The following is a 26,822-nucleotide window of genomic DNA, read 5'->3' on the forward strand; positions in this document are numbered from 1 at the left end:
TGCCGGCCGCTGGCCGGCAACCGCTCCTGGTATCAGAGCAACCCTTCGCGCTTCACCGCCAGATAGCGCTCCACCAGTGCACCGGGCAGGGCGTCGGCGGTCACGTCCAGCACCATCACCTTCTCGCTGCGCAGCGCTTCATGCGCTTTCGCGCGCTGCTGCAGGTACAGCGCCGCGGCGCCGGCCTGTGCCGCGTCCTCCAGCGACTGCACCTCTTCATCGAGGACAGCATCCAGTTCGCGCTCGCGCAGGCTGGCCACGCACACCAGGTGGCGTTTCTGCAGCAGGCGCACCGCCGCCAGCAGATCCTCGATGTCTTCGTCGCGCACGTTGCTGACCAGCATCACCAGCGCGCGCCGGCGCTGGCGCAGCGACACTTCGGTGGCGGCGGCCAGGTAGTCGGTGGCCACCGCGCGCGGCTGCAGGTCGTAGCTGGCACGCAGCAGGTGCTCGACGGTGCCCATGCCACGCTGCGGTGCCACCCAGCGGCGCTCGCCACCGGTGGCGAACAGGCCGGCAGCATCGCCCTGGCGCAGCGCCAGGTAGGCCACCACCAGCGAGGCATTCAATGCGTGATCGAAGTGCGAGAGCCCGCCCTCGCTGGCCAGCATGCGGCGGCCACTGTCGAGCATCAGCAGCAGCTGCTGGTTCTTCTCGTCCTGGTACTCGCGCGAGACCAGCTTGCGCGCACGCGCGGTGGCCTTCCAGTCCAGCTGGCGCAGACTGTCGCCGATGCGGTACTCGCGCATCTGGTGGAAGTCGGTGCCTTCACCGCGGCGGCGCTTCACGTGTGCACCGACCAGCCGCGAGGCCTGGTCGGCACTGAACAGGGCGAAGCGGGTGAGCGGTACGAAGTTCGGATAGACACGCACGTCCAGCGCGGGAGGCAGCGTGCGTTGCTGCCACCACAGCCGCCACGGCGAGCGCATGCGCAGGTGCACGCCTTCGAAGCGGAAGCGCCCGCGCTGCAGCGGCTGCAGGTGGTAGTGCAGGGTGGAGGCGCTGCCGGCCTTCAGGCGCACGCGCTGCGGCAGCGACTCCAGCGGCCAGCCGCCGGGGACCAGGTCGAACACCTGCACCGTCATCGATGCGTCCGCCTGCAGCCGCAGCGCGGCCTCGCGGCGCACGCCCAGTGCCAGCGCTTCGGGCAGCTCACGCTGGATCTGCGGCGATGGACGCCGCGTCTGCCGCCACAGATCCATCAACGCTGGCACGGCAATCGCCACCGCGGCCAGCGCCCAGCTCCAGCGCGGCAGCAGGCCGCCCAGCACCAGGCCACCCAGGGCGGCCCAGGCCAGCAGCAGCGCCAGCAGCAGCGGGGCCGGCCTCATCGGCGCGGTGCTTCCACCTTGGCCAGCAGTGCACCCAGCACGTCGTCGGCGTCCTGGCCTTCGATCTGCAGTTCCGGTGCCAGCGCGATGCGATGGCGCAGCGCGGGGCGCGCGATGTCGCGCACGTCGTCGGGGGTGACGAAGTCACGGCCGGCCAACACCGCCTGCGCGCGCGAGGCACGTACCAGCGCGATGCTGCCACGCGGGCCAGCGCCGACCCCGATACCCGGCCACTGCCTCGTGGCCGCCACAATCCGCACCGCGTAGTCGATCACTTCGTCATCGACGGTGATCGCCGCCGTGGCGCGCTGCAGTTCCAGCAGCTCACCGGCGCCGAGCACGCGCGGCACCTGGCTCAGGTCGAAATCGCTGGCGGCGCGGCCGCTGGTGATCGCGGTCACCATGCGCTTCTCGTCCTCCAGCTGCGGGTAGTCGATCAGCACCTTCAGCAGGAAGCGGTCCAGCTGTGCTTCCGGCAGCGGGTAGGTGCCTTCCTGTTCCAGCGGGTTCTGCGTGGCCAGCGCCATGAACGGCGGCGCCAGGGTGAAGGCCTTGCCTTCGATGGTCACCTGGCCTTCCTGCATCACTTCCAGCAGCGCCGACTGGGTCTTGGCCGGTGCGCGGTTGATCTCGTCGGCCAGTAGCAGGTTGGTGAACACCGGGCCACGACGGATCTTGAAGCTCTCGCTCTTCGGGTCGTACACCGCGTGGCCGCTGACGTCGCTGGGCATCAGGTCGGGGGTGAACTGCACGCGACCGTAGTCCAGCTCAAGTGCCTGGGCCAGCGCGCGCACCAGCAGGGTCTTGCCCAGCCCGGGCACGCCCTCGATCAGCACGTGGCCACCGGCCAGCAGGGCCACCAGGATCTGGTCCAGCACATCAGCCTGGCCGATGAAGGCGTGGCCGACGGCATCGCGGATGGCATCGACGCGTTCGATCAGGCGGGCGTTGGCGGCCGCCGGCAGCTCGGGGACTTCGGTCATAGCAGGGATCTCATCTGGAGCAGCAAGCGGATGCGCTCGCGCAGGGCGGAGGAATCGTGCGGCGGAGGGGGCGTGAGCGCGCTGGCAACGCGGCCTTGCGGCCACTTCAGCAGCTCGGCGATGGCCTGATCGCGCGGCGCGCCATCGAGTGCGGCGGCAACCGGTGCGCGCAGGCGCAGGCGGTGCAGGAACAGGGCGAGTACGGCCTCGTACAGGCGCGCGCCGTGACCGAAGCGCAGCAGCAGTTCACCACTGGCGCGCACGTGCTCCAGCAGCGAACGGCGTTCCAGAACCGGCGACGGCAGCAGGCTGCCGAAGCGCTGCGAGCGGCCCCACAGCCAACCCAGCAGGGCCAGCAGCAACGGTGCCCACAGCGGCCAGCCCTGATAGAACATGCGCGACCACAGTGACGGCGGGCGGCTGGCATAGACCAGCCAGACCGCACCCTTGCCGTAGTTCGGATCGAGCAGGTAGCGGGTCAGGTCGCGATGCGACGCGTCGTGCAGGCCGTCGCTGGCCTTGCCCCCTGCGGAGGCCAGGCGCGCCGCAGGTGAGTCCACCTCGCTGCGCATGAACTCCATGTCGGCCAGCACGCTCACCTTGCCCTGGCCATGGCGCAGGCGCGCGAACACCAGGTCGCGATCCGTGCCCCAGCGACGTTCGGCCTGCGCACTGGCGGCAAAACCCAGGGTGAAGCGGCGGCCACCACAGAATTCAACGTGGCCAGGATCGTCGTCGACATGGAATGGCTGGCAGTCGCTGCGCTGGAACAGGCTGTCCACGCCCAGCCGGTCCAGCAAGGGGCCCTGCGTGCTGCCGGCATCGTCCTCGGCCGGCGGCGGTGTACGTACCAGCAGGTGGCCGCCACCGTCGACCCAGTCCAGCAACGCGCTGGCAACGGGCGGCGGCAGTTCGCTGCTGTCCTGCAGCAGCACTACCGTATCGTTCGGCCGCAGTGCCATCTGCTGCAGTTCCAGCCGTGGCCGCGAGTGCACGTCAATGCCATCGGCGCGCAGGGCCTGGCCGAGTACGTACAGCGGGTTGTAGGCGGCTTCGCCCTGTGGCGGCAGCCGGATCGTCTCGGTCACCCGTTCGTGCGTGCGCAGGTAGAGGATGGTCAGCGGTACACCGAACAGCACCAATGCACCGAGCAGCAGCGACCAGAACAGGCGCGGACTCATGCCTGCCACCCGTACTGCTGGCGCAGGGTATCGGCCAATGCATCGAAATCGGCGCGGCTGGGCAGGCGGCCACCGTAGGCGGCGTACTGCCACATGCGCACGATGCGCGCGAACAGGTCACGATCGCTGGCATCAGGCATGCGCCGCGACGCGCGCAGGCATTGCGCTTCGGTGGCACCAGGTGGAAGCGCGATACCGCTGCGCTCGCCCACCGTGCGCACACTGGCGCGGTACAGTAGGGCCAGCGCCTGCCGCGGCCGGCCCTGGTCCCAGAGCAGGCCAGCCTGGGTGGCCACGTCCGGCGGCAGCACCACCGGCAACTCCACCTGTTCCTCCAGCACCTTCGGTGCAGCGTCGGCCTTGCGCCGGCCACTGCCACGCAGCCATGGCAGCCACAGCCGCGCGGTCAGCAGCAGCACCAGCAGCAGGATGCCGAGCAGGCCCCACAGGCCCCATTCGGCCAGCCGTGCCAGCCAGGCGATGCCGTCCCTGCGCGCTTTGCGTTCACCTTTGCTGTTGGTGTCACGCTGCAGCTGCTTGTCTTCCTTCTTTTTTTCCTCGGCCTGCTCGATCGGCTTCCAGCGGGTGACCTCGCGGGTCGGGCGCTGCAGCGGGTCCTCATAGGCGCGGTTAACCGCTTGACGGAAACCGGCGGTGTCCACCGGCGTGCCACCGAAGATGATGGCCGGCGTGTTGGCCGGGTCGATGGTCGGTTCATCGTCGTCGTCTTCGGCGGCGATGTCACTGGCGTTGGGCTTGCCCATTGCGCGCCCGGGCTCGGCATCTGCGTCCTGCGCGTGCACCGGGGCGGAGACCAGTGGCAGTGCCAGGCACAGCAGCAGCGCCAGCGTCGATGCCGCCGGCAGCAGGCGATCGCGCAGGCGGCGCAGGGCGATTTCGACGTCCCAGGCTTCCATCTGCGTACGCCGGTTCAAGTACAGGCCAAAGCCCGCACCGACGAAGAACGGGCCGATCAGCGCCGAGGCCAGCCAGCAGGCCAGATTGAAACCGAAGCGTGCCCATGCCGGCGTGTCCTTGCCGATCATGTCCCACGCCGCACGCCAGGATTCGGACATCAGGTCCAGTGGCATGAACATGAACACTGCACCGATGGCACCAGATACCAGCACCGCTTCGAACGCCATGCAGGTCACGGTCAGCACTGTCGCCGCACCTGCGGCGCCGGCAGCCACGGCACGGCGGCGTGGACCGCGCTGGCCCGGTGCGTTGCCTTCCAGCAGGTTCACCGGCAGGCACAGGCTGCGCAGCACGCTGAAGCGACGCCAGCCCAGGTAGCCCCAGGAACCAGTGTTGCCCCAGTGGCGCTGCGCACGCAGGGCCGAAAGTGTGCTGACCGGTTCGCCGAAGATGCCGCGCGACAGCACATACAGCGGCGCACGCTCGAACAGTGGCTTGCACCACCACATCGCCAGCCAGGCCCAGCCGAAGGCATCCAGCCACCATCCCAGCGCGTTGAAGATCACGAACAACGGAGCACTGGCCAGCAGCCAGCTGCCCCACACGGCGCGCGCATGGCGGCGGGCGAGGGCACTGCCCAGCTCCATCGCTTCCCAGCCGCTGCGTGCACGCAGCACTACGTCCAGACGGTCAATGCGCATGGCCGCCTCCACGCCCGCCACGCCATAGCCACAGCAGCACGCCGGCCCAGAGCACTCCGGCGACGCCGAACTTGGTCCATGCGGGGACTTCGGCGATCGACGACCAGAACGCTTCGATGAAGGCTGCGACCAGCAGCATGAACGCCACGCCCAGGCACAGCCGCGCACCGATGCGGCCACCGTCGACCAGCGCGTCCAGGCGGCTGCGCCGGCCCGGTGCCAGCAGCTTCATGCCCAGCTGCAGGCCGGCACCGCCGGCGATCACGATCGCGGTCAGCTCGAACGCGCCATGGCCGGCCACGAAGCGCCAGAATGGTCCACCGTGTCCGATGTGCTGCAGGTGGCCGGCCACCGCGCCGATGGTGACGCCGTTGAACAGCAGCACCAGCAGCGTACCCAGCCCGGCCAGCAGGCCGCTGGCGAAGGTGCGCAGGGCAATGCTGATGTTGTTGAGGATGTAGTGGCCGAACATCATCCAGTCGGTACCGCTGTCGCGGCCCAATCGTTCGGCGGCAGGGTCGTACATGCGCTCCATCGCGGCGATCTGGCGGTTGTCCATCAACGTATGGATCAGGTCCGGATAGACCTGTACAAGCACGAAGCAGGCGATTGCCGGCAGGGCCAACATCGCCAGCGCCACCCACATGCTGCGTGCCTGGCTGCGCACGAGCAGCGGGAAGTCGGCCACGAGGAATTCCAGCGCGGCGCGCCAGCGCGTCGGCCGTGTGCGGTACAGCACACTGTGGCCCTGCTGCATCAGCTGCTGCAGGCGCTGGAGCAGCTGCGGGCTGTAACCGCGCTCGCGGGCCAGCGCCAGCTGCTGGCACAGGCGCCGGTAGCGCTGCGGGGCGGCGGTATCGTCCAGTGCCAGGCCGCTGGCCTTGCGGCGCGCGCGGCGCGAGGCGCCGGCACGCAGCAGCAGCCACTGTTCCAGCTCCTGCCATTCCTGCTGGTAGCGGGCGACGAACTGTTCCTGTTTCATCGCCGCCCCAGCAGCCAGTTGGCCATGGCGTACAGGCGCAGCACGGCGACCTGGCCGTGGGTACCGGTCAGGGGCTCGGCAATGCCGGCCAGCTCCTGCTGGCGGGCCGCCGACAGCCGTGGCGCGCGCTCGGCGAAGGCCATCAGCGCGGCCTGTTCCTCCGGCCGCAGTGGCTGCGGCGGGGCCAGCACGCTGTCGATGGTAGGTGGCGGCGGCAGGTACAGCACAGGCGCGTGCACCACCACGGTGCCGGCCACCAGGTCGCCGAGGCGGCGGCCGTGCGGATCGAACAGGCTGCTGACCAGGCCCAGTGCGTAGCCGAACGGCAGCATGTCCACCGTGCGCAGCAGGTTGCGGGTGATCGCCGCCATCCAGCCCACGGGCGCGCCATCGCGGGACAGCACGCGCAGGCCCAGCGCGCGCTTGCCCAGGGTACGGCCCCACAGCGCCTCGCACACGATCGGGTAGACCCAGTAGACCAGGAACATCAGCACCAGGTTGAGGCCGGAGCCGAATTCGTCCAGCACCGCCAGCGGAATCGCCATCAGCACCAGTACCGCGATGCGCACGCCAAGATCGACCAGCCAGGCCATGGCCCGCGGCAGCGGTCCGGCTACCGGCAACTGGAGCAGCACACCCTCCGGCGTCACCACCTCACGGTAGGTATCGAGCATCGGTGCGGCCATCAGCGCGGTGGCCTTCGTTGTGGGCGCCGGAGTCCTCTCCGGCTGGCAACCACAGGCATGGGGGTCTCGACAGGTCCTGGTCGGGCCCAGACTTTAGCAGAGCCGCGCGGCAGCGTTGGCTGCTCAGCCCCGGTATTCGTCCTTCAGCCGCACGTAGTGGTCGGCCGAGTAGTGCAGCGACTCGATCTCCTTGTCGCTCAGGGTGCGTGCCGGCCGGGCCGGATTGCCGACCCACAGCTCGCCTTCGCCCACCACCTTGCCGGGGCCGATCACCGCACCGGCGCCGACGAAGCCATGGCGCTCCACGCGGGCACCGTCGAGGATGCAGGCGCCCATGCCGATCAGGCTGTAATCGCCGATCGTGCAGGCGTGGATGATGCAGCCGTGGCCGACGGTCACGCCTTCGCCGATCAGGGTCGGGTAGCCGGCCTTGTTGTACGGGCTGTGGTGGCTGACGTGGATGATGGTGCCGTCCTGCACGTTGGTGCGTGCACCGATGCGTACGTAATTGACGTCACCGCGGATGACCGTGCCCGGCCACACCGACACGTCGTCGCCCAGTTCCACGTCGCCGATGATCGTGCACGACGGGTCGATGTACACGCGCTCGCCGAGGATGGGCATCTTGTCGCGGAAGGGGCGCAGCGGGTTCATCGGGGTCTCCGGAAATCAGGGCGTTCGCGACGATGATACCCGTGTGGTAGTGCCGGCCGCTGGCCGGCAACCGCGCGGCACGCCTGGATTTCCGTGGTTGCCGGCCAGCGGCCGGCACTACCAGCGGCAGGTGCGGCTCTTCATTCAGGCGCGTGCTCGGCCAGCATCTGCCGGAACAGCTCATCCAGCCACGCAGCATCACCTCGTCCGGCGGGCAGCTGTGGCGCCTGCGCAGTCCGGATGGCCAGTTCACGATCGATGTAGTCGCTGATCGCCGCAATGCGCGGCCCGGCGGCGACCTCGGCGCTGGCCCGCTTGACCGCCAGCAGGGCATCGATGACTTCACGCACCGCACCGTCTGGCAGCAGCCGGTCCAGCAGATCCTCGAAGGCCATCGGCGGGGGTGTCTGTTCGTGCTCTATCCACTGGCAGGCCAGCAGTGGGCGCAGCACGTACAGGTACTTCTTGGTGCGCACCGTTTCGCCACGCAGGTAGCCGCGATGGTTCGAGCGCGCCATGTTGAAGTAGTGCCACCAGGTGCCCAGCGGTGAATGGAACGCTTTCGCTGCTTCCCACAACTGTGACACCGCCGCCTGATCCTGCTGGTAGACGATCGGCGAGCGCAGCCACTCGATCAGGGTCGGATTGGATTTTGAAACCAGTCGCAGTGCCTTGCGCAGGTCCCAGCCGCTCACGTCGAGCTCATCGTCGATCGGCAGTTCGATCACATCGCGCTGCGCTTCGCCGGGACCGGTGCTCTCGTTGACGCTGAGATACCAAGGCTGGCGATGCACGTAGATGAAGCGCGCGTCGTAGTCGCTGTCGGGCGAGGAAAAGCCCCAGCCGCGGCTGCCCGACTCGCAGGCCAGCAGCACGCGTACGTCGTAGCGCTGTTCGATGTCAGCCAGGGTGGAAAGGATGGCGGCGCGCTTGTCCGGCGCGATCGGGTGGATGTCGTCCATGCAGTTGTGTTCGTAATGTCGAGCGTGCTCGACTGTAACGCAAGTGCGCACCGGTAGTGCCGGCCGCTGGCCGGCAAGCTCACGGGCGCACTTGGAATTCTGCGGTTGCCGGCCAGCGGCCGGCACTACCGGCTAGGGTTCGTAGCTGTAGCCCATGCCGTACACCGAACGGATCGGCTCGCCTTCCATGCCGGCGTCGGCCAGCTTGCGGCGCAGGTTGCGCACATGGCTGTCGACGGTGCGGTCGACCACCACGCGATGGTCCAGGTACAGCCGGTCGAGCAGTTCATCGCGCGCCCAGATCCGGCCCGGGGTGGCCAGCAGCGTGCGCAGCAGGCGGTACTCCACCGGCGTCAGGTCCAGGCCCTTGCCGTTCCAGGTGGCGCGTGCGGCCGGCTCGTCGATGTGCAGGCCACCGTTGGCGCGCGCACCCGGGTCCGGGCGGTAGCGGCGCAGCACCGCCATCACCCGCGCGACCACTTCGCGCGGACTGAACGGCTTGCAGATGTAGTCGTCGGCGCCGATCTCCAGGCCCAGCAGGCGGTCGATCTCTTCCACCCGTGCGGTGACCATGATGACCGGTACATCGCTGCTGGCACGCAGTTCGCGGCACAGGTCCACGCCATCACGCTGCGGCAGCATCAGGTCCAGCAGCACCAGATCGGGCTGGTAGCGCGCGAACGCGTCGATCACCTGGCCACCGTCGTCCACCCACTCGCTGGCCATGCCGGCGGCGGCCAGGTAGTCGCGCAGTACCGAGGCCAGGCGTGGCTCGTCCTCGACGATCAGGATCTTCGTGGACGTGGCGGGCGACGTGCTCATGCAGGCTCCGGCAGGGTAATGACCACGCGCAGCCCGCCCAGCGGCGAGGGCGCGGCGTGGATGACGCCGTGGTGGGCGAGGATGATGTTGTGGCTGATGGCCAGGCCCAGCCCGCTGCCGCCACTGGCGCGGTTGCGCGAACTTTCCACGCGGTAGAAACGTTCGAACAGCAGTGCACACTTGTCGGCCGGAACGCCCGGCGCGGTGTCTTCCACGACCAGCTGCACGCCGGCAGGCACGCGCGCTGCCTGCACGCGTACGCGGCCACCGGCATGGGTGTAGCGCAGTGCGTTTTCCAGCAGGTTGGCCAGCACCTGCTGCAGGCGCCGTTCGTCACCGGACACCTGCAACGGCGTGGCGGGCAGGTCTTCTTCCAACGCCAGGCCTGCATTGGCGAAGCGCACGCGCATGCCATTGAGTTCGCTGCGCAGCAGCGCCACCAGGTCCAGTGGCGCGAAGCGGTACGCCAGGCCGCCGGACTGGGTCATCGACAGGTCGTGCAGGTCGTCGATCAGCTTGCCCAGCTGGCGGATCTCGCCCTGCAGGCCCACCAGGTTGGCCCGGTCCAGCGGACGGATGCCATCTTCGATCGCCTCCAGCTCGGCGCGCACCACTGCCAATGGCGTGCGCAGCTCATGCGAGATGTCGGCAATGAAGGCGCGGCGGTTGCGTTCGGTATCGTCCAGCGCCTGCGCCATCCGGTTGAAGTCGTTGACCAGCGCGTCCAGCTCATCGTCACTGGTGCGCTCGATGCGGGTGGCGTAGTCACCGGCGGCCAACCGGTGGGTGGCAGCGGCCAGCTTGGCAAGGCGCTGGCGCAGCGCACGCGATACCAGCCAGACCAGCAGTACCGTCACCAGCAGTAGCGCGATGCCGATCACCCACCAGGCGCGCACCTGGGTGTTGTAGAAATTCAGGTCGTTGGTGGCGATGACGGTCTGGAACGGCACCATGCCCAGCCAACCGACGGTCTGCCCGTCCACCTGCACCGCATGCGGCTCGTCATCGCTGGTGGCGTCGGGGTTTCCGGCCACGAAACGGTGCTGCGCGTCGAACAGGCCCAGGCGCGACGGCACGCCGGTCTGGTCGGACAGCGACGGCACCGGTCCTTCGTGCCCATGGGCCAGGTCCGGGCGCAGCAGCCGCGCCCAGCGGTCGCCATCACCGTGCAGATGCTCCCAGCCACCGTGCTCGCGGTACTCGCGCTGCAGGTGTGGCATCAGCCGCTGCATGCGCAGGTCGCCCTGGTCGTTGAGGTAGTCCAGGAAGCCGGTCTGGAAGGCCACGCGGCTGGCAATACCGTTCACTGCCAGCACCAGCAGGCAGGCGGTGAAGATCGCGAGGAAGGTCTTCGCGGTCAGGCCGAATTTGAGTTGGAACTTCGCCATCGCGAAGGCCATTAGCGGCGCATGCGACGCCGAAAGCAAGCGCCAGCTGAGCCCGTCGCACAATCTCCATATTCTCTGCACAGTTTCACGGCAGCGTGCACGGGTCAACGCAAGGCCCCCACGCCCCCATGTCCCTCCTGCGCCCGCTGTCCCGTTCCCCGCGTCCCCTGCTGTTGCCCCTGCTGCTGGCCCTGGCGGCCTGTTCGGCGGGCAGGACCGATGCCCCGGCCATGCTCGAAGTGGGCGTCATCATCGCCAGCGCGCAGCCGCTGGCACTCCGGCAGACCTTGCCCGGCCGTGCCGTGCCGTTCGAGATCTCCGAGGTGCGGCCGCAGGTCGGCGGCCTGATCCGCCAGCGGTTGTTCACCGAAGGCCAGCAGGTCAAGGCAGGGCAGCTGCTGTACCAAGTCGACCCGGCACCGTACCAGGCGGCCTTCGATACCGCCCGCGGGCAGCTGGCGCAGGCCGAGGCCACCGTGTTGTCGGCACAGCCGAAGGCCGAGCGCACCCGCGCGCTGGTGAGCATGGATGCAGCCAGCAAGCAGGACGCCGACGATGCCACCTCGGCATTGAAGCAGGCGCAGGCCAACGTGATTGCCGCGCGCGCTGCATTGCAGGCTGCCCGCATCAACCTCGACTACACCCGGGTGACCGCCCCCATCGACGGCCGCATCGGCACCTCCAGCGTCACCGCCGGCGCGCTGGTCGCGGCCGGCCAGGATACGGCACTGACCACCATCCAGCGGCTGGACCCGGTGTACCTGGATGTCACCCAGTCCAGCACGCAGATGCTGGCGCTGCGCAAGCAGCTCGATGCGGGCCTGGTGAAGGCCATCGATGGCAAGGCACAGGTAAAGGTGCTGCTGGAGGACGGCAGCACCTACGCGCATGAAGGCACGTTGGAGTTCGTCGGCAGCGCAGTGGATCCGGGCACCGGCAACGTGAAGCTGCGCGCGGTCATTCCGAACCCGGACGGCCTGCTGTTGCCGGGCATGTACCTGAAGGCGGTGCTGCCGATGGCCACCGACGCGCGTGCCCTGCTGGTGCCGCAGAAGGCGGTGGTGCGCAACGAACGCGGCGAACCGCTGCTGCGCCTGCTCGACGCCAAGGATCATGTGGTCGAGCGCCGCGTCAGCACCGGCCAGGTGGTCGGTAACCAGTGGCAGATCACCAGCGGCCTCAAGGCTGGCGAACGGGTGATCGTCAGCAACGGCAGCGCGGTATCGCTCGGTCAGCAGGTGAAAGCGGTGGCGGCCACGACGGCGCAGTTGGCGGCGATGCCGGCGGTCGATCCGAACGGCAACACCGACGAAAAGTCGCACTGAGGCCCGGCCCACATGGTTCGTTTCTTCATCGACCGGCCGATCTTCGCCTGGGTGATCGCCATCGCGGTCAGCCTGCTCGGCCTGCTCGCGATCCTGATCCTGCCGGTGGACCGCTACCCGCAGATCGCCCCGCCCACCATCACCATCCGCGCCACCTACACCGGCGCCTCGTCGCAGACCGTGGAAAACGCGGTCACCCAGGTCATCGAGCAGTCCCAGCAAAGCCTCGATCACCTGATGTACATGACCTCGACCAGTGCCTCCGACGGCTCGGCGCAGGTCAACCTGGTGTTCGCCACCGGTACCAATCCGGATACCGCGCAGGTGCAGGTGCAGAACCAGCTGCAGGCCGCCATGGCCACGCTGCCGCAGGCGGTGCAGAAGAACGGACTGACCATCACCAAGTCCAGTGGTTCGATCTTCGAGGTGCTGTCGTTCACCAGCGAAGACGGCAGCATGGACAACTTCGATGTCGCCAACTTCATGGAAGCGCGCATCGATGACCAGATCAGCCGCGTCAGCGGTGTCGGCAACATCCAGCCGATCGGCCAGGAATACGCCATGCGCATCTGGCTGGATCCGGAGAAGATGCGCCAGTACGCGCTGATGCCCTCGGACATCGAGACCGCACTGCAGGCACAGAACACCGATGTCTCCGCCGGTGAGCTGGGTGGCCAGCCGGCGCTGAAGGGCCAGCAGCTCGACGCCACGGTAACCGCGCGCAGCCGCCTGCACACGCCCGAGCAGTTCGCGCAGGTTGTGCTCAAGGCCGATGCCAACGGCAGCGTGGTGCGTCTGGGCGACGTGGCGAAGATCGGCCTCGGGCCGGAAAGCTACGACAGCATCAGCACCTTCAATGGCAAGCCGTCGGCGTCGCTGGGCATTGAACTCAATGCCGGTGCCAACGCGATCGCCGTCTCCAAGGCCATCGATGCACGGCTTCAGCAGCTGCAGAAGTACTGGCCGCATGGCTACACCGCCCACGTGGCCTTCACCACCACGCCATTCGTGACCATTTCGCTGAAGGAAGTGGTGATCACCCTGATCGAAGCGATCATCCTGGTGGTGCTGGTGATGTACCTGTTCCTGCAGAACTGGCGCGCCACGCTGATCCCGACCATCGCGGTGCCGGTGGTGCTGCTGGGCACGTTCGGCGTGCTGGCTGCATTCGGGTATTCGATCAACACCCTGACCATGTTCGCACTGGTGCTGGCCATCGGCCTGCTGGTGGACGATGCCATCGTGGTGGTGGAGAACGTGGAGCGGGTGATGACCTTCGAAGGGCTGGCGCCGAAACCGGCCACGCTGAAGGCGATGGGCCAGATCACCGGCGCGCTGGTCGGCATCGTGCTGGTGCTGACCGCGGTGTTCCTGCCGATGGCGTTCTTCAGCGGTGTAACCGGGGTGATCTATCGCCAGTTCTCGGTGACGATCGCCGCCGCGATGATCCTGTCGGTGCTGGTGGCGATGACCATCACCCCGGCACTGTGTGGCAGCATCCTGCACCAGATTCCCAAGGGCGGCCATCCGCATGGCGACCACGGTGGCGAACCCAGCCTGCTGGGCAAGTTCTTCATCTGGTTCAACCATCGCTTCGAGCGCACCTCCAACGGCCTGCGTCACCGTGTGGATCGTTTCCTCGGCCGCCGCACGCTCGGCGTGCTGTTCTACCTGGTGCTGAGCGTGGCCACCGGCCTGTTGCTGTGGCACCTGCCGGGCGCGTTCCTGCCCGATGAAGACCAGGGCATGCTCAACGCGCTGGTGAAGCTGCCGGCCGGTTCCACGCTGGAGCAGACGCGGGCGGTGATGGATCGTCTGAGTGCCGTCGCGGTGAAGGACGACGGCGTGCTCTCGATCCAGGCCACCGCCGGTTTCAGTGTTACCGGCAGCGGCCAGAACGTCGGCCAGGCCTTCATCCGGCTCAAGGATTGGGATGACCGCAAGGACGACGCCGATACCATCGCCGCACGCTTGACGCGGGCGATGGCCAGCGTGCCCGATGCGCAGGTGTTCATCACCTCGCCACCGGCCATCCTGGGCCTCGGCGATGCGGGTGGCTTCACCCTGGAACTGCAGGACGAAGGCGGTGCCGGCCATGCGGCCGCGGTGGCCGCGCGCAACACGCTGCTGAAGGAAGCCGCCAAGGACCCGAAGCTGGTCAACGTGCGCTACGCCAGCCTGGAAGACGCGCCGGTATACGCGGTGAAGGTGGACGACGCCAAGGCGCAGGCGATGGGCGTGAACCCGCAGGACGTCAATGACACCTTGAACGCGGCGTTGGGCGGCGACTTCGTCAACAACTTCATCTACAAGGGCCGCATCAAGAAGGTGTTCATCCAGGGCACCGCCGAAGCACGCATGCAGCCGCAGGACATCGAGCGCTGGAGCGTGCGCAACCAGGCCGGGCAGATGGTGCCGCTGTCGTCGCTGATCAGCACGCATTGGACCAGTGCGCCGGCCGCACTGCAGCGCTACAACGGCATCTCGGCGATGGAAATCACCGGCCAACCGGCGCCGGGTGTCAGCTCCGGCGAGGCGATGGCCGAGATCGCGCGCCTGGCCGACACACTGCCGGAAGGCTTCAGCCACGCCTGGTCGGACATGGCCTACCAGGAACAGCTGTCGGGCAACCAGGCGCCGATGCTGTATGCCATCTCGCTGCTGTTCGTGTTCCTGTGCCTGGCCGCGCTGTATGAAAGCTGGGCGGTGCCGTTCGCGGTGATGCTGGCCGTGCCGGTAGGCGTGTTCGGTGCCGTGCTGATGATGAACCTGCGTGGCCTCAACAACGACGTGTACTTCCAGGTCGGCCTGCTGACCACGATTGGCCTGGCAGCGAAGAACGGCATCCTGATCGTCGAGTTCGCGCGCATCCTCGAACAGCAGGGCAGGGACACCCGCGACGCGATCCTGCAGGCGGTCTACCTGCGGCTGCGGCCGATCGTGATGACCTCGCTGGCGTTCCTGATGGGCGTGTTGCCGCTGGTATTTGCCACCGGCGCCGGTTCGGCCGCGCGCCGTTCGCTGGGCACGGGCGTGGCCGGCGGTACGGTGGCCTCGATGGTGCTGGGCATGTTCTTCGTGCCCTTGTTCTACCTGCTGGTGCGCCGCCTGTTCCCGGGCCGCGCGCCGGCCGACGCCACTGTCCCGGAGACAAGCCCATGAAGCCGATGCTGCTGCGCGCCCTGGCGGCCGCAACGATGACCGCCGTGCTGGGCGGCTGCGTGAGCATGGCCCCACACTACCAGCGTCCCGAGGCGCCGGTGCCGGCACAGTTCGGCAATGCCGCCACCGGCGCGGCCGAGCCGGCACTGGCGATGCCGGCCTGGCGCGACGTGTTCCTGGAACCGCACCTGCAGCAGGTCATCGCGCTGGCGCTGCAGAACAACCGCGACCTGCGCGTGGCGGTGCTGCAGGTGGAGAAGGAGCGCGCGCAGTACCGCATCCAGCGCGCGGTACTGCTGCCGTCGGTGGATGCCAGCGGTAGTGTCACCCGTTCGCGGGTGAGCGATGCCAACAGCGAGACCGGCGTCACCCAGCTGACCGAATCCGATGCCGTGCAGGTGGGTATCAGCAGCTGGGAGCTGGACCTGTTCGGACGTATCCGCAGCCTGAAGAACGAGGCGCTGCAGAACTGGCTGGCCAGCGCCGAGAACCAGCGCGCCGCGCGCACCAGCCTGGTGGCTGAAGTGGCGACGGCCTGGCTGGCGCTGGCGGCCGACGAGCAGTCGCTGGCATTCACGCAACAAACGCTGGACAGCCAGCAGCAGACCCTTCAGCGCACCGAGGCCCGCCATGCACAGGGGCTGGCCTCGGGCCTGGACCTGTCGCAGGTGCAGACCAGCGTGGAAGCCGCGCGCGGTGCGCTGGCGAAGCTGCAGGCCCAGCAGGCGCAGGATCGCGATGCATTGCGGCTGTTGGTGGGGGCACCGCTGGATCCGGCCCTGCTGCCAACCGCGCAGGCGCTGGGTGGCAGCGTCGCACTGGCGCCGCTGCCCGCCAACCTGCCGTCCAGCGTGTTGCTGCAGCGCCCGGACGTGCTGTCCGCCGAGCATGCATTGCAGGCAGCCAACGCCGATATCGGTGCCGCGCGCGCCGCATTCTTCCCGACGCTGGCGTTGACCGCCAACTACGGCCACAGTTCCACCGCGTTGTCGACGCTGTTCTCGGCCGGCACCCGTGGCTGGTCGTTCGCGCCCAGCATCACCGCGCCGATCTTCCATGCCGGTGCACTGAAAGCCTCGCTGGATGCCTCGAAGATCGGCAAGGACATCGGCATCGCGCAGTACGAGAAGGCGATCCAGCAGGCCTTCAGTGAGGTGGCCGATGCGCTGGCCACGCGCGATCACCTGACCGCGCAGCTGGACGCGCAACGCGCGTTGGTGGCTGACAGCCAGCGCAGCTACACCTTGGCCGATGCTCGCTACCGCACTGGACTGGATGGCTACCTGCAGTCGTTGGATGCGCAGCGCAGCCTGTATGCCGCGCAGCAGGACCTGATCGCCCTGCAGCAGCAGGAGGCGGGCAACCGGGTGACGTTGTTCAAGGTGCTGGGTGGTGGCGCGGACGCGCGGTAACGCGCCCGCCAATGTGGGTGTGTCTTCCGCTCCGGTAGGTGCCGACCTTGGTCGGCACAAATGCATGCAGCATCGCGATCTGATGATTCGTGCCGACCCAGGTCGGCACCCACCAGAAGCAGGTGCGACCGCTTACGCCACGCGGCCGCGGCGCGCCCGCTCCAGGTGCACCAGCAGCAGCGAGATCGCCGCCGGGGTCATGCCCGGGATACGCTGCGCCTGGCCTATGGTCTGCGGGCGCACACGTTCCAGTTTCTGCAGTGCCTCAGCCGACAGCCCGCGCACGGTCGCATAGTCGAACGCCTCGGCGATCGGCGTGGCCTCATGCCGCTGCTGGCGCTCGATTTCCTCGCGCTGGCGATCCAGGTAGCCGGCGTACTTCACGCCGATCTCCACCTGCTCGGCCACCTTGACGTCGGCCACGGCCGGGCCCAGCGACGGCACCTGCATCAGCTGCGCGTAATCCAGCTCGGGGCGCTTGATCAGGTCCAGCACATTGGTTTCGCGGCTGACCGCCACGCCCAGCGTGTCCTGTACCTCGCGGCCCAGCGCATTGGCCGGGGTCGCCCACAGTGCGCCTAGGCGCGCGCGCTCGGCGGCGACGGCGGCCTGCTTGGTCTCGAACGCGCTCCAGCGATGGTCATCCACCAGGCCCATTTCGCGGCCGGCGGGGGTCAGGCGCTGGTCGGCATTGTCCTCGCGCAGCTGCAGGCGGTATTCGGCGCGGCTGGTGAACATGCGGTAGGGCTCGTTGGTGCCGTGGGTGATCAGGTCATCCACCAGCACGCCCAGGTACGCCTCGTCGCGGCGCGGGCACCAGCCATCCAGTCCACGTACCTGGCGTGCGGCGTTGAGGCCGGCCAGCAGGCCCTGCGCGGCCGCTTCTTCATAGCCGGTGGTGCCGTTGATCTGGCCGGCGAAGAACAGGCCGTTGACCAGCTTGGTTTCCAGCGAGGCCTTCAGCCCGCGCGGATCGAAGAAGTCGTACTCGATCGCGTAGCCGGGGCGGGTGATGTGCGCGTTCTCGAAACCACGGATGCTGCGCACCATCTCCAGCTGCACGTCGAACGGCAGCGAGGTGGAGATGCCGTTGGGGTAGATCTCGACGATGCCCAGGCCTTCGGGTTCGACGAAGATCTGGTGGCTGGCCTTCTCGGCGAAGCGCACTACCTTGTCCTCGATGGACGGGCAGTAGCGCGGGCCGATGCCTTCGATCTGGCCGCTGTACAGCGGCGAGCGATGCAGCGCGTCGCGGATGATCTGGTGGGTCTGTTCGGTGGTGTGGGTGATCCAGCAGCTGACCTGCTGCGGATGCTCGTCCACCGAGCCGAGGAAGGACATCACCGGGCGCGGGGAATCACCGGGCTGTTCGTCCATCACGCTGTAGTCCAGCGAGCGGCCATCGATGCGCGGCGGCGTGCCGGTCTTCAGGCGGTCCACCTGGAACGGGCGCTCGCGCAGGCGCGCGGCCAGCGTGGTGGCCGGCGGGTCGCCCATGCGGCCGGCGGCGTACTGGGTGGGGCCCACATGGATCTTGCCGGCGAGGAAGGTACCGGCCGTCAGCACCACGGCCCCGGCGTCGAAACGCAGGCCGGTCTGGGTGATGACGCCGCGCACGGCGTCGCCTTCGATGACCAGATCGTCCACTGCGGCCTGGAACACGGTCAGGTTGGCCTGGCCTTCGACGATGGCGCGTATCGCCATGCGGTACAGGTTGCGATCGGCCTGGCAACGGGTGGCACGCACGGCCGGGCCCTTGGAGGCGTTCAACGTGCGCCACTGGATGCCGGCGCGGTCGGCGGCATGCGCCATCGCACCGCCCAGGGCGTCGATCTCCTTGACCAGGTGGCCCTTGCCGATGCCGCCGATGGCCGGGTTGCAGCTCATCGCGCCCACCGTTTCGATGTTGTGGGTCAGCAGCAGGGTGCGCACGCCGGTGCGGGCCGCGGCCAGCGCGGCTTCGGTGCCAGCGTGGCCACCGCCGATGACGATGACGTCGTAACGATGGAAGGACGGATTCATGGGGGCTGTTCAGCTGGGGGCGGGCGCGGCCGGGGGGCGGCGCCGGGGTGGCGATTTTAGCGCCATTCGGGGCCGGGACGTCGGTACCGGCCGGCCGGCGCCGAAATCAGCCCTAAAGTTGGCAGGATTTTTGCAGATAACCCAATAGCACCCACCGTGGCTGGCGCCGTAGGCGCCCGTGACCGGAATTGGAACAGGGGCCGGTACAGGCGCACGGTGGGGGAGCAGAGGGCCGGCAGTCGGGGGACTGTCCGGCCCTGTTTTTTTGGGGTGCCGGGAAAGGCCCCGTCCACGCATGGCGTGGATCTACTGACGCTGGGGCTCTCGCCGGTTGGCGGCCCGGCAAAACAAACGGCCCCGCATTGCGGGGCCGTCTGCCTTCAGAGGTGCCGACATCCGACAGGGCCGGAACAGGGGGGATCCAGATGTTCCTGTCGGATATCGACGTAGAGCTTTTTGCGGCGGCCCGTGTCGTTTTTGTCACTTTGTGACGCGGGCCGTCACTGTCCGCGTAGATTGCGGCTTGGACCGTGTGAAATGCAAGACGGTTCAGCGCTCAACTGTGCTCTGCGTCGCACGATCCATGTTGCGCCAGGGGGAACCGTTCATCCTCGGCGCACTCGGTGCCGGGGCCGGGCGGGCCTGCGGCGCGGGCGACGGCGGCTGCATGTTCGATTGCGGCGGGCGGCGCATCGAATCCATGTTCCGCCACGGGGAACCGCCGTTGTACGACGGCCGCGGCGGCGGCGGCGGACGGTTCTCGCCACCGTTGCCGGGCGGACGCGGCGGCGGGCGGTGGTTGTGCGGCGGGCGGTAGATCGGGCGCGAGTAGTACGGGTTGCCATAGCCGCCGTAATAGCCGCCATAGCCACCGTAGTACGGGTAGCCGTAGTTGTAGGGATAGCCGGCCGGGTAGCGGTACTCCACCGACGGCGCGCCGTGGTAGTAGCCGCCACCGCGGCCACCGCCTACATAGTCGTAGGTGGTGCAGCCAGTCAGGCCCAACAACAGGCCACCGGCAAGCAACAGGCGCATTTTCATGGTGGGTCCCCCCAGAGGACGGATGTGCAGCCAGCTTCGTGCGCGGGCATTGAATCGGCCCTTAATTCGGCTGGCCAGGATGAATGGAGGCGTAGGCCTGCATGCTGGCATGACCTGTGCCCCGGTCGCCAGCGCGGGGGCATACGTTAATCTTGCGTCATGAGCGATTCACTGTTGCCCCGCGCCGATGATGTCCTGCTTGCTGCTGCGAGGATTGCCCCGCATGCCAGCGTGACCCCGGTGCTGCGCTCGCGCACCCTCGATGCAATGACCGGTGCGCAGTTGGCCTTCAAGGCCGAGCACCTGCAGCGTGGTGGCGCATTCAAGTTCCGTGGTGCCTGCAATGCGGTGTGGTCGCTGGATGCCGATCGCGCCAGTGCTGGTGTGGTGACCCATTCCTCCGGCAACCACGGCGCCGCGCTGGCCCTGGCCGCACGCACCCGGGGCATCCCCTGCCATGTGGTGGTGCCGGAGGGGGCGGTGGCCGCCAAACTGGCCAACATCGCCCGCCACGGCGCCACGCTCTGGCGCTGCCCGCCGACCATCGCCGACCGCGAGGCCACCTGCGCCAAGGTGCAGGCCGATACCGGCGCAACCCTGGTGCATCCCTATACGAACCCGGCGGTGATGGCCGGGCAGGGCACCGCGGCCCTGGAACTGCTGCACAGCGACGGCCCGTTCGACGCGCTGGTGGTGCCGGTGGGCGGCGGTGGCCTGGCCAGCGGTACCGCGCTGGCCCTGCAGCACGCCAGTCCGCAGACCCGGCTGATCCTGGCCGAGCCGGCCGGCGCCGATGACACCGCGCGCTCGCTGGCCATCGGCGAGCGCCAGGGCGCGTTCACCCCGGACACCATCTGCGATGGCCTGCGTACCCTGATTGGCGCGCCCAATTTCGAGTTGCTGCGCGCCGCCGGTGCCGAGGTGATCGTGGTCGATGACGCCGCGACGCTGGCGGCGATGCGCCTGCTGTGGGACGTGCTCAAGCAGGTGGTGGAGCCCTCTTCGGCCACCGTGCTGGCTGCGGTGCTGGCGCAGCCGCAGCGCTTCGCCGGCCTGCGCGTGGGCCTGGTGTTGTCCGGCGGCAACGTCGACCTGCCAGCGCTGCGCTGGGGGGCGGCGTGAGCCGCGGGCGGCACCGCGAACGCACCGGCCTGCTGGGCTGGTTGTGGCGGCTGTTCGTGCTGCTGGTGATCTGGCTGCTGGGCGTGACCGCCTGGATCGTCTGGGTGGGTGAACGCGACCAGGCCGCCAAGGCCGACGCCATCATCGTGCTGGGTGCGGCCGCCTATGACGCCAAGCCGTCACCGGTGTTCGAAGAACGCATCCGCCACGGGCTGGATCTGTATGAAGCACGCTATGCGCCGCTGCTGATCTTCACCGGTGGCTATGGCGGCACCGGTGCGCGCTTCTCCGAGTCGCAGGTGGCGCGGCGCTACGCGCTGAAGCATGGCGTGCCGGACGATGCGATCCTGATCGAAACCGCTTCGCGCAATACCGTGCAGAACCTGGTTGAAGCCAAGCGGCTGATGGACCAGCGCGGCCTGCACCGGGTGATCGTCGTCAGCGATCCGCTGCACATGGCGCGCGCGCTGCGCCTGAGCAAGGCGCTCGGCATCGATGCGCTGGCCTCGTCCACGCCCAGCACGCGCTTCCGCAGCTTCCACACCAGTTGGCGCTTCCTGGTGCAGGAAATCTATTTCTTCCACCGCGACCTGGTGCGCCCGCCGTTGAGTTCGCCGGCCAATACCTGAGGGCGGAAGCCTGCGTTGCGCACGGCCTCGCATTTGGTAGTGCCGGCCGCTGGCCGGCAGATGCCCACCAGGGAATCGTGAGGTTGCCGGCCAGCGGCCGGCACTACCAGACGATCAGGTCTGCTTGCGGCGGATCGGAATCGCCGACACCGCTCGGAATTGGCAGGTGCCAACCTTGGTTGGCACCATCTGTCAGATCGCGATGTCGCCGGCACTGTGCCGACCAAGGTCGGCACCCACCAGAGCGATTCGCGTATGGCGTGGCATTTGGTAGTGCCGGCCGCTGGCCGGCAGATGGCCACCAGGGAATCGTGAGGTTGCCGGCCAGCGGCCGGCACTACCAGACGATCAGGTCTGCTTGCGGCGGATTGGAATCGCCGACACCGCTCGGAATTGGCAGGTGCCAACCTTGGTTGGCACCATCTGTCAGATCGCGATGCTGCCGGCATTGTGCCGACCAAGGTCGGCACCTACCAGAGTGACGGCCGGCCCCTACCAGAGCGATTCACGTATGGCGTGGCATTTGGTAGTGCCGGCCGCTGGCCGGCAGATGCCCACCATTGAATCGTGAGGTTGCCGGCCAGCGGCCGGCACTACCAGACGATCAGGTCTGTTTGCGGCGGATCGGAATCGCCGACACCGGCACCGAGGCGACGTCATGCCCGCCTTCGCGGATCGGCGCGCCCGGGTCCGGTGCCCAGGCGTGGGCATAGATCACTTCCCAGCTGCTGGGCAGCTTGCCGTCGGAGCGCCGCATCGGCTCGTACGCCGCCGCCGCCGCCGCGAAACGACCACGCCCGGTCAGCGTATGGCGGCGGTCCACCCGCGCGTTGGTCGCGCCCATCGCGCGCAGCTCGCGCATCAGCGAGGGCAGGTCGTCGTAGGTCAGGGTGAACAGATCGCGGTCCAGCACCGGGTCGCGGAAGCCGGCCATCATCAGCGCGTCGCCGAACTGGGCGATCTGCGCGAAGCGGCTCACGTGCGGACGATCATCGGCGGCGGCGAACGCTTCGTTGAGTTCCACCAGGGTTTCCGGGCCGAAGGTCGAGCACAGCAGCAGGCCACCGGGCTTGAGCACGCGACGGAATCCGGCGAACACCGCCGGCAGGTCGTCCACCCACTGCAGGCACAGATTGCTGAAGATCACATCCACGCTGTTGTCGGCCAGCGGCAGCGCGGCGGCATCGCCGCACAGGCGCTGGAACGGCTTCCACCAGCCGGCCTGGCGCTTGGCCTGGTCCAGCATCGGCAGCGCCACATCCAGCGCGATCACCTGCGCCTTCGGCCAGCGCTTCTTCATCAACGCGCTGGCATGGCCGGTACCCGCGCCGATGTCCAGCACCACCTCGGGCTTGCGTGCCTCCAGGTAGTCCAGCGATTCGATCAGCCGCGACTGCACCTCGCGCTGCAGGGCGGCGGCGGCGTCGTAGCTGCTGGCGGCACGCGCGAACGCGCGGCGGACGTGGCGGGCATCGAAGTGGGACGGCATTGCGAAAGTCTCTTAGAACGTACCGGGGTAGGCGCCGCCGTCGATCAGCAGGTTCTGCCCGGTGAGGTAACCGGCCTGCGCACTGCACAGGAAGGCGCAGGCGGCGCCGAACTCGTCCGGCGTGCCGAAGCGGCCGGCGGGAATCTGCTGGCGGCGGCGTTCGGCCACTTCGCCAGCATCGCCGTCCTTGCCCGCGCTGTGGGCGAAGTTGGCGCGCAGGCGGTCGGTGTCGAACTGGCCGGGCAGCAGGTTGTTGATGGTGACGTTGTGGGCCACGGTGCGGCGCGACAGGCCGGCGACGAAACCGGTCAGGCCGCTGCGCGCGCCGTTGGACAGCGCCAGGATGTCGATCGGGGCCTTCACCGCCGACGAGGTGATGTTGACGATGCGGCCGAAGCCACGCTCGATCATCGCGTCGACGGTGGCGCGGATCAGCGCGATCGGCGCCAGCATGTTGGCGTCCAGCGCGGCGATCCAGTCGTCGCGCTCGAAATTGCGGAAATCACCGGGCGGCGGACCACCGGCGTTGTTGACCAGGATGTCCACCTGCGGGCATGCGGCCAGTGCCGCAGCACGGCCGGCCTCGGTGGTGACATCGGCGGCAACCGCGCGCACCTCGGCAGCGCCGGGCATGGCACGCAGTTCTTCAGCGGCGGCCTGCAGCGCAGCGTCACCACGGGCCACGATCATCACGTTGACGCCCTCGCGCACCAGCGCACGCGCGCAACCCAGGCCCAATCCCTTGCTGGCGCCGCAGACCAGTGCCCAGCGGCCGTTGATGCCCAGATCCATGCGTCAGTCCTGCGGAATTCGGAAGGTGCTCATTGTCCGCCATCAGCCGGCGACAGGGCGGCAACGAAGTGTTGCAGGGCGGCGGCTACTTCGTCGGCATGGCCAAGGAACGGCGCGTGGCCGCCGTGGGCGATGGTCAGCGCCTGCGCACCCGGGGCCAGTGCTGCGGCGGCCTGCATCGCCACCGGAGACACCAGCCGGTCACGCTGGCCGGCGATCCACAGGCTGGGCTTGCCCAGCGTTGGCAGTGCGCCGCGCAGGTCAGTGCTTTCGAGCAGGCGCAGGCCTTCCAGCAGGGCGCGTTCGGTGGGCGCACCGCGCTCGACCAGGCGCTGGCGCAGCGTGCGCAGCTCCTCGCGGGCGTGCGCCGAACCCATCACGTCCAGCGCGAGGAAGCGTTCCAGCGTGCCGCCGAAGTCGGTCGCCAGCTCGCGGCCGAACTGCTCGAACACCGCCGGCTCCACCGCGTGCAGCCAGTCTTCGCCTCGCACGAAGCGCGGCGTGGCGGCGATCATCGCCAGCCCGCGCACCTTTGGCAGCGTGGCCGCCGCGTGCAATGCGAACAGGCCGCCCAGTGACCAGCCGCACCACACCGCCGGCGGCGTAGCCGCGGCAATGGCACCGACCACGAACGGCAGGCGCAGCGGCGTGGCGTCCTCGCGGCTGTGCCCATGGCCGGGCAGGTCGACAAGGTGCAGGGTGAACTGGTCCGCAAGCCGCTGCACCAGCGGCGCGAACACGCCGCCCTGCAGGGCCCAACCGTGGATCAGCACCAGGTCCGGCCCACGGCCGGTGACGTCAATATGCATGGGCAACGACACGGAACTCAGGCAAAGACAGGCAGCGGCGGTGGCGCGGCTTCACGCACGGCCAGGGCCACGCGTTCGCGCGCGCTGGTAATGGCCTCGACCAGGCCACGCACCTGTTCCGGGGTGTGCAGCGCGGACAGCGTCACCCGCAGGCGCGCCTTGCCTTCCGGCACGGTCGGCGGGCGGATCGCACCGACCAGCCAGCCGGTCTGTTCCAGCGCCGTGGACATGGCCACGGCGGTGTGGTCATCGCCGCACAGCAGCGGCTGGATCGGCGTGTCCGAAGCCATCAGGTCCAGCCCATGGCGGCGTGCTTCGCTGCGGAACAGCGCGATCAGGTCTGCCAGTTTGGAACGGCGCCAGTTGTCCCTGCGCGCCAGGCGCACCGCTTCAAGCGCAGCGGCGGCCATCGCTGGTGGCACGGCGGTGGTGTAGATGTACGGGCGTGCGGTTTCGGCCAGATGCTCGATCAGGTCGTCGCGGCCCAGCACCAGTGCACCGGAACCGCCCAGTGCCTTGCCCAGCGTGACCAGCTGCAGCGGCACATCGTCCACGCCCAGTCCGGCGGCGGCCACGGCACCCCGGCCATCACCGACCACGCCTACACCGTGCGCATCATCCACATAGAACAGCGCCTGCTGCAGGCGTGCCACAAGCGACAATGCACGCAGCGGTGCGATGTCGCCATCCATGCTGAAAACACCATCGGTGGCCAGCATTGCCGCGCCATCGGGCGCATGCTTGAGCTGACGCATTGCGCCTTCCGCATCCAGGTGCGGATAACGGCGCAGGCGTGCACCGGCCAACCGGGTGGCATCGAGCAGGCTGGCGTGGTTGAGCTTGTCCTGTACGCAGACATCGTTCTCTTCGCTCAGCAGCGCCTGCTGCACCGCCAGGTTGGCGGCGAAGCCACTGCCGAACAGCAGCGCACGCGGATAGCCAAGCCATTCGGCCACCTCGCGTTCCAGCGCCTCATGCAGGGCATGATGGCCGCAGACCAGGTGCGAGGCACCGGCGCCAGCGCCTTCGCGTGCGGCGGCGTCCTGCAGCGCGTTGACCACGCTGAACTGCTGGGCCAGGCCGAGGTAGTCGTTGCTGCAGAAGCCGGTCAGCCACTGGCCGTCCACTTCCAGGCGCACGCCATCGCGACGGGTGACCGTGCGTCGCGGGCGGCGACGGCCTTGGGCATCGCGCAGGGCGCGCTGGGCGTGGAGGCGGGCGGTCAGGTCGGGGCGGGCCATGGTGGCTGAATGCGTCGACGGGGCGGCTAGGGTAGCGCGTTGCCGCGGCGCCTGCTTGCGGCCCGTCTCAGGCCGCGTGAGCGCAGCCGCAGCCGGGCGTATCGGCACTGATATCGGCGTGCACGGTGCCGCCGTGGTCGTGGCCCTCGGCATCCACCTGCACCGCCATCGGCTGCAGGCCCAGCCGGGCGAACAAAGCCAGGTCGCGCTCGCTCTCCGGGTTGCCGGTGGTCAGCAGCTTGTCGCCATAGAAGATCGAATTGGCACCGGCAAGGAAACACAGCGCCTGCAGTTCGTCGCTCATGGCTTCGCGCCCGGCCGACAGCCGCACCATCGAGCGCGGCATGGCGATGCGCGCCACTGCAATCATGCGCACGAACTCGAACGGGTCCAGCTCGGCACTGCCATGCAGCGGCGTGCCCGCCACCTGTACCAGCTTGTTGATCGGCACCGAATCGGGGTGTGCCGGCAACGTGGCCAGCGCCAGCAGCAGGCCGACGCGCTGCGCGCGCGTCTCGCCCATGCCGACGATGCCACCGCAGCAGGTCTTCAGGCCGGCATCGCGCACGTGTTCCAGCGTATCCAGGCGGTCCTGGTACTGGCGCGTGTGGATGATCGAATCGTAGTAGTCCGGCGCGGTGTCGAGGTTGTGGTTGTAGTAGTCCAGGCCCGCATCCTTCAGCGCACGCGCCTGCTCGCCACTGAGCATGCCCAGCGTGGCGCAGGTCTCCAGCCCCAGTGCCTTCACCCCGGCGATCATCGCCGCCACCTTCGGAATGTCGCGGTCCTTCGGCGATCGCCACGCGGCACCCATGCAGAAGCGCGATGCACCGGCGGCCTTGGCCTGGCGCGCCTTGGCCAGCACCGCGTCGGTCTCCATCAGCTTCTGCGCATTCACCCCGGTGCTGTAGCGCTGCGCCTGCGGGCAGTACGCGCAGTCTTCCGGGCAGCCTCCGGTCTTCACCGACAACAGCGTGGACACCTGCACCTGCGCCGGATCGAAGTGCTCGCGGTGCACCGCGGCGGCGCGGAACAGCAGCTCGGGAAACGGCAGATCGAACAGCGCCTGCAGTTCGTCGTGTTGCCAGTCGTGGCGGATGGCAGCAGCCATGGCGGGACCTTGGATACGAGTGGAGCGAGGGCGGCAGTGTGGGTGGGCGCGGGGAGGCT

At 68.5% G+C, this 26,822-nt stretch carries 22 protein-coding genes; 5 read left to right on the forward strand and 17 right to left on the reverse strand.

From position 1 onward, the window contains the following. Positions 1–32: 32 nt before the first annotated feature. The 10 genes from AC5P5X_RS12810 to baeS form a co-directional block, all read right to left on the reverse strand. Complete coding sequence (locus AC5P5X_RS12810; RefSeq protein WP_024956133.1) at positions 33–1,331, reverse strand: DUF58 domain-containing protein; 1,299 nt, start codon at positions 1,329–1,331, stop codon at positions 33–35. Further along, positions 1,328–2,314 carry an AAA family ATPase gene (locus AC5P5X_RS12815; protein WP_111189620.1) on the reverse strand — a complete coding sequence of 329 codons (987 nt, stop codon included), beginning with the start codon at positions 2,312–2,314 and terminating at the stop codon, positions 1,328–1,330. Before AC5P5X_RS12815 ends, AC5P5X_RS12810 begins: the two co-directional genes overlap by 4 nt. Continuing rightward, positions 2,311–3,495: a DUF4350 domain-containing protein gene (locus AC5P5X_RS12820; RefSeq protein WP_111189621.1), complete on the reverse strand. Its 1,185-nt coding sequence runs from the start codon at positions 3,493–3,495 to the stop codon at positions 2,311–2,313. Before AC5P5X_RS12820 ends, AC5P5X_RS12815 begins: the two co-directional genes overlap by 4 nt. Next, positions 3,492–5,114, reverse strand: coding sequence for a DUF4129 domain-containing protein (locus AC5P5X_RS12825; RefSeq protein ID WP_111189626.1), 1,623 nt, complete (start codon positions 5,112–5,114; stop codon positions 3,492–3,494). Before AC5P5X_RS12825 ends, AC5P5X_RS12820 begins: the two co-directional genes overlap by 4 nt. Beyond that, complete coding sequence (locus AC5P5X_RS12830) at positions 5,104–6,096, reverse strand: stage II sporulation protein M (protein ID WP_111189622.1); 993 nt, start codon at positions 6,094–6,096, stop codon at positions 5,104–5,106. Before AC5P5X_RS12830 ends, AC5P5X_RS12825 begins: the two co-directional genes overlap by 11 nt. Beyond that, the gene (locus AC5P5X_RS12835; RefSeq protein ID WP_005414811.1) at positions 6,093–6,782 is read right to left on the reverse strand and encodes an RDD family protein; all 690 of its coding nucleotides are present in this window, start codon (positions 6,780–6,782) and stop codon (positions 6,093–6,095) included. The genes AC5P5X_RS12830 and AC5P5X_RS12835 overlap by 4 nt, the downstream gene beginning before the upstream one ends. Before the next feature lie 123 nt (positions 6,783–6,905). Continuing rightward, on the reverse strand, positions 6,906–7,436 hold the full coding sequence (locus tag AC5P5X_RS12840) for a gamma carbonic anhydrase family protein (RefSeq protein WP_005411530.1): 531 nt from the start codon (positions 7,434–7,436) through the stop codon (positions 6,906–6,908). A gap of 140 nt (positions 7,437–7,576) precedes the next feature. Further along, positions 7,577–8,398, reverse strand: coding sequence for a nucleotidyltransferase domain-containing protein (locus tag AC5P5X_RS12845; protein ID WP_005414810.1), 822 nt, complete (start codon positions 8,396–8,398; stop codon positions 7,577–7,579). Positions 8,399–8,530: 132 nt separating this feature from the next. Beyond that, positions 8,531–9,220, reverse strand: coding sequence for a response regulator (locus AC5P5X_RS12850; RefSeq protein ID WP_005414809.1), 690 nt, complete (start codon positions 9,218–9,220; stop codon positions 8,531–8,533). Further along, positions 9,217–10,620: a sensor histidine kinase efflux regulator BaeS gene (gene baeS, locus AC5P5X_RS12855; RefSeq protein WP_495215993.1), complete on the reverse strand. Its 1,404-nt coding sequence runs from the start codon at positions 10,618–10,620 to the stop codon at positions 9,217–9,219. Before baeS ends, AC5P5X_RS12850 begins: the two co-directional genes overlap by 4 nt. Positions 10,621–10,736: 116 nt before the next feature. Between baeS and smeA the strand changes: the two genes are divergently transcribed. From smeA to smeC, 3 genes are read left to right on the forward strand one after another with little or no spacing between them, the layout of a single operon-like run. Beyond that, entirely contained in the window at positions 10,737–11,933 is a 1,197-nt protein-coding gene (gene smeA, locus AC5P5X_RS12860; RefSeq protein WP_111189623.1) for a multidrug efflux RND transporter periplasmic adaptor subunit SmeA, read from the forward strand. Between the two features lie 12 nt (positions 11,934–11,945). After that, positions 11,946–15,095 (forward strand): multidrug efflux RND transporter permease subunit SmeB, encoded by a 3,150-nt coding sequence (gene smeB / locus AC5P5X_RS12865; protein WP_111189624.1) that lies wholly within the window; start codon positions 11,946–11,948, stop codon positions 15,093–15,095. Next, positions 15,092–16,507: a multidrug efflux transporter outer membrane subunit SmeC gene (gene smeC, locus AC5P5X_RS12870; protein ID WP_111189625.1), complete on the forward strand. Its 1,416-nt coding sequence runs from the start codon at positions 15,092–15,094 to the stop codon at positions 16,505–16,507. Before smeB ends, smeC begins: the two co-directional genes overlap by 4 nt. 132 nt (positions 16,508–16,639) lie before the next feature. Here smeC and mnmG read toward each other — a convergent pair whose 3' ends face one another. Continuing rightward, complete coding sequence (gene mnmG / locus AC5P5X_RS12875) at positions 16,640–18,529, reverse strand: tRNA uridine-5-carboxymethylaminomethyl(34) synthesis enzyme MnmG (protein WP_227415618.1); 1,890 nt, start codon at positions 18,527–18,529, stop codon at positions 16,640–16,642. 549 nt (positions 18,530–19,078) lie between these two features. Further along, entirely contained in the window at positions 19,079–19,570 is a 492-nt protein-coding gene (locus tag AC5P5X_RS12880; protein ID WP_111189697.1) for a hypothetical protein, read from the reverse strand. Positions 19,571–19,729: 159 nt separating this feature from the next. On the opposite strand from AC5P5X_RS12880, the gene AC5P5X_RS12885 reads away from it, so the two are divergent. Continuing rightward, a complete protein-coding gene (locus tag AC5P5X_RS12885; protein ID WP_049451257.1) occupies positions 19,730–20,692 on the forward strand; it encodes a pyridoxal-phosphate dependent enzyme in 963 nt (320 codons plus the stop codon). After that, complete coding sequence (locus AC5P5X_RS12890) at positions 20,677–21,321, forward strand: YdcF family protein (protein WP_024958800.1); 645 nt, start codon at positions 20,677–20,679, stop codon at positions 21,319–21,321. The genes AC5P5X_RS12885 and AC5P5X_RS12890 overlap by 16 nt, the downstream gene beginning before the upstream one ends. Positions 21,322–21,925: 604 nt before the next feature. Here AC5P5X_RS12890 and bioC read toward each other — a convergent pair. The 5 genes from bioC to bioB all read right to left on the reverse strand — a co-directional run bounded on the left by bioC (position 21,926) and on the right by bioB (position 26,763). Continuing rightward, positions 21,926–22,810, reverse strand: a complete 885-nt coding sequence (gene bioC / locus AC5P5X_RS12895) for a malonyl-ACP O-methyltransferase BioC (RefSeq protein WP_111189698.1) — start codon at positions 22,808–22,810, stop codon at positions 21,926–21,928. A 12-nt stretch (positions 22,811–22,822) separates the two neighbouring features. Beyond that, complete coding sequence (locus AC5P5X_RS12900; RefSeq protein WP_111189699.1) at positions 22,823–23,602, reverse strand: SDR family oxidoreductase; 780 nt, start codon at positions 23,600–23,602, stop codon at positions 22,823–22,825. A gap of 29 nt (positions 23,603–23,631) precedes the next feature. After that, positions 23,632–24,411, reverse strand: a complete 780-nt coding sequence (gene bioH / locus AC5P5X_RS12905; RefSeq protein ID WP_111189700.1) for a pimeloyl-ACP methyl ester esterase BioH — start codon at positions 24,409–24,411, stop codon at positions 23,632–23,634. Between the two features lie 17 nt (positions 24,412–24,428). Next, positions 24,429–25,652 (reverse strand): 8-amino-7-oxononanoate synthase, encoded by a 1,224-nt coding sequence (bioF, locus tag AC5P5X_RS12910; protein WP_111189701.1) that lies wholly within the window; start codon positions 25,650–25,652, stop codon positions 24,429–24,431. 67 nt (positions 25,653–25,719) lie between these two features. Next, a complete protein-coding gene (bioB, locus tag AC5P5X_RS12915; protein ID WP_005411515.1) occupies positions 25,720–26,763 on the reverse strand; it encodes a biotin synthase BioB in 1,044 nt (347 codons plus the stop codon). Between the last annotated feature and the right edge of the window lie 59 nt (positions 26,764–26,822).

This window comes from Stenotrophomonas sp. YJH_SMC_91 (assembly GCF_059368495.1).

What these genes read in the sequence shown, in the direction of transcription:
- AC5P5X_RS12810 (WP_024956133.1), bottom strand. Translation starts at nt 1,331, where the DNA reads ATGAGGCCGGCCCCGCTGCTGCTGGCGCTGCTGCTGGCCTGGGCCGCC.
- AC5P5X_RS12815 (WP_111189620.1), bottom strand. Translation starts at nt 2,314, where the DNA reads ATGACCGAAGTCCCCGAGCTGCCGGCGGCCGCCAACGCCCGCCTGATC.
- AC5P5X_RS12820 (WP_111189621.1), bottom strand. Translation starts at nt 3,495, where the DNA reads ATGAGTCCGCGCCTGTTCTGGTCGCTGCTGCTCGGTGCATTGGTGCTG.
- AC5P5X_RS12825 (WP_111189626.1), bottom strand. Translation starts at nt 5,114, where the DNA reads ATGCGCATTGACCGTCTGGACGTAGTGCTGCGTGCACGCAGCGGCTGG.
- AC5P5X_RS12830 (WP_111189622.1), bottom strand. Translation starts at nt 6,096, where the DNA reads ATGAAACAGGAACAGTTCGTCGCCCGCTACCAGCAGGAATGGCAGGAG.
- AC5P5X_RS12835 (WP_005414811.1), bottom strand. Translation starts at nt 6,782, where the DNA reads ATGGCCGCACCGATGCTCGATACCTACCGTGAGGTGGTGACGCCGGAG.
- AC5P5X_RS12840 (WP_005411530.1), bottom strand. Translation starts at nt 7,436, where the DNA reads ATGAACCCGCTGCGCCCCTTCCGCGACAAGATGCCCATCCTCGGCGAG.
- AC5P5X_RS12845 (WP_005414810.1), bottom strand. Translation starts at nt 8,398, where the DNA reads ATGGACGACATCCACCCGATCGCGCCGGACAAGCGCGCCGCCATCCTT.
- AC5P5X_RS12850 (WP_005414809.1), bottom strand. Translation starts at nt 9,220, where the DNA reads ATGAGCACGTCGCCCGCCACGTCCACGAAGATCCTGATCGTCGAGGAC.
- baeS (WP_495215993.1), bottom strand. Translation starts at nt 10,620, where the DNA reads ATGGCCTTCGCGATGGCGAAGTTCCAACTCAAATTCGGCCTGACCGCG.
- smeA (WP_111189623.1), top strand. Translation starts at nt 10,737, where the DNA reads ATGTCCCTCCTGCGCCCGCTGTCCCGTTCCCCGCGTCCCCTGCTGTTG.
- smeB (WP_111189624.1), top strand. Translation starts at nt 11,946, where the DNA reads ATGGTTCGTTTCTTCATCGACCGGCCGATCTTCGCCTGGGTGATCGCC.
- smeC (WP_111189625.1), top strand. Translation starts at nt 15,092, where the DNA reads ATGAAGCCGATGCTGCTGCGCGCCCTGGCGGCCGCAACGATGACCGCC.
- mnmG (WP_227415618.1), bottom strand. Translation starts at nt 18,529, where the DNA reads ATGAATCCGTCCTTCCATCGTTACGACGTCATCGTCATCGGCGGTGGC.
- AC5P5X_RS12880 (WP_111189697.1), bottom strand. Translation starts at nt 19,570, where the DNA reads ATGAAAATGCGCCTGTTGCTTGCCGGTGGCCTGTTGTTGGGCCTGACT.
- AC5P5X_RS12885 (WP_049451257.1), top strand. Translation starts at nt 19,730, where the DNA reads ATGAGCGATTCACTGTTGCCCCGCGCCGATGATGTCCTGCTTGCTGCT.
- bioC (WP_111189698.1), bottom strand. Translation starts at nt 22,810, where the DNA reads ATGCCGTCCCACTTCGATGCCCGCCACGTCCGCCGCGCGTTCGCGCGT.
- AC5P5X_RS12900 (WP_111189699.1), bottom strand. Translation starts at nt 23,602, where the DNA reads ATGGATCTGGGCATCAACGGCCGCTGGGCACTGGTCTGCGGCGCCAGC.
- bioH (WP_111189700.1), bottom strand. Translation starts at nt 24,411, where the DNA reads ATGCATATTGACGTCACCGGCCGTGGGCCGGACCTGGTGCTGATCCAC.
- bioF (WP_111189701.1), bottom strand. Translation starts at nt 25,652, where the DNA reads ATGGCCCGCCCCGACCTGACCGCCCGCCTCCACGCCCAGCGCGCCCTG.
- bioB (WP_005411515.1), bottom strand. Translation starts at nt 26,763, where the DNA reads ATGGCTGCTGCCATCCGCCACGACTGGCAACACGACGAACTGCAGGCG.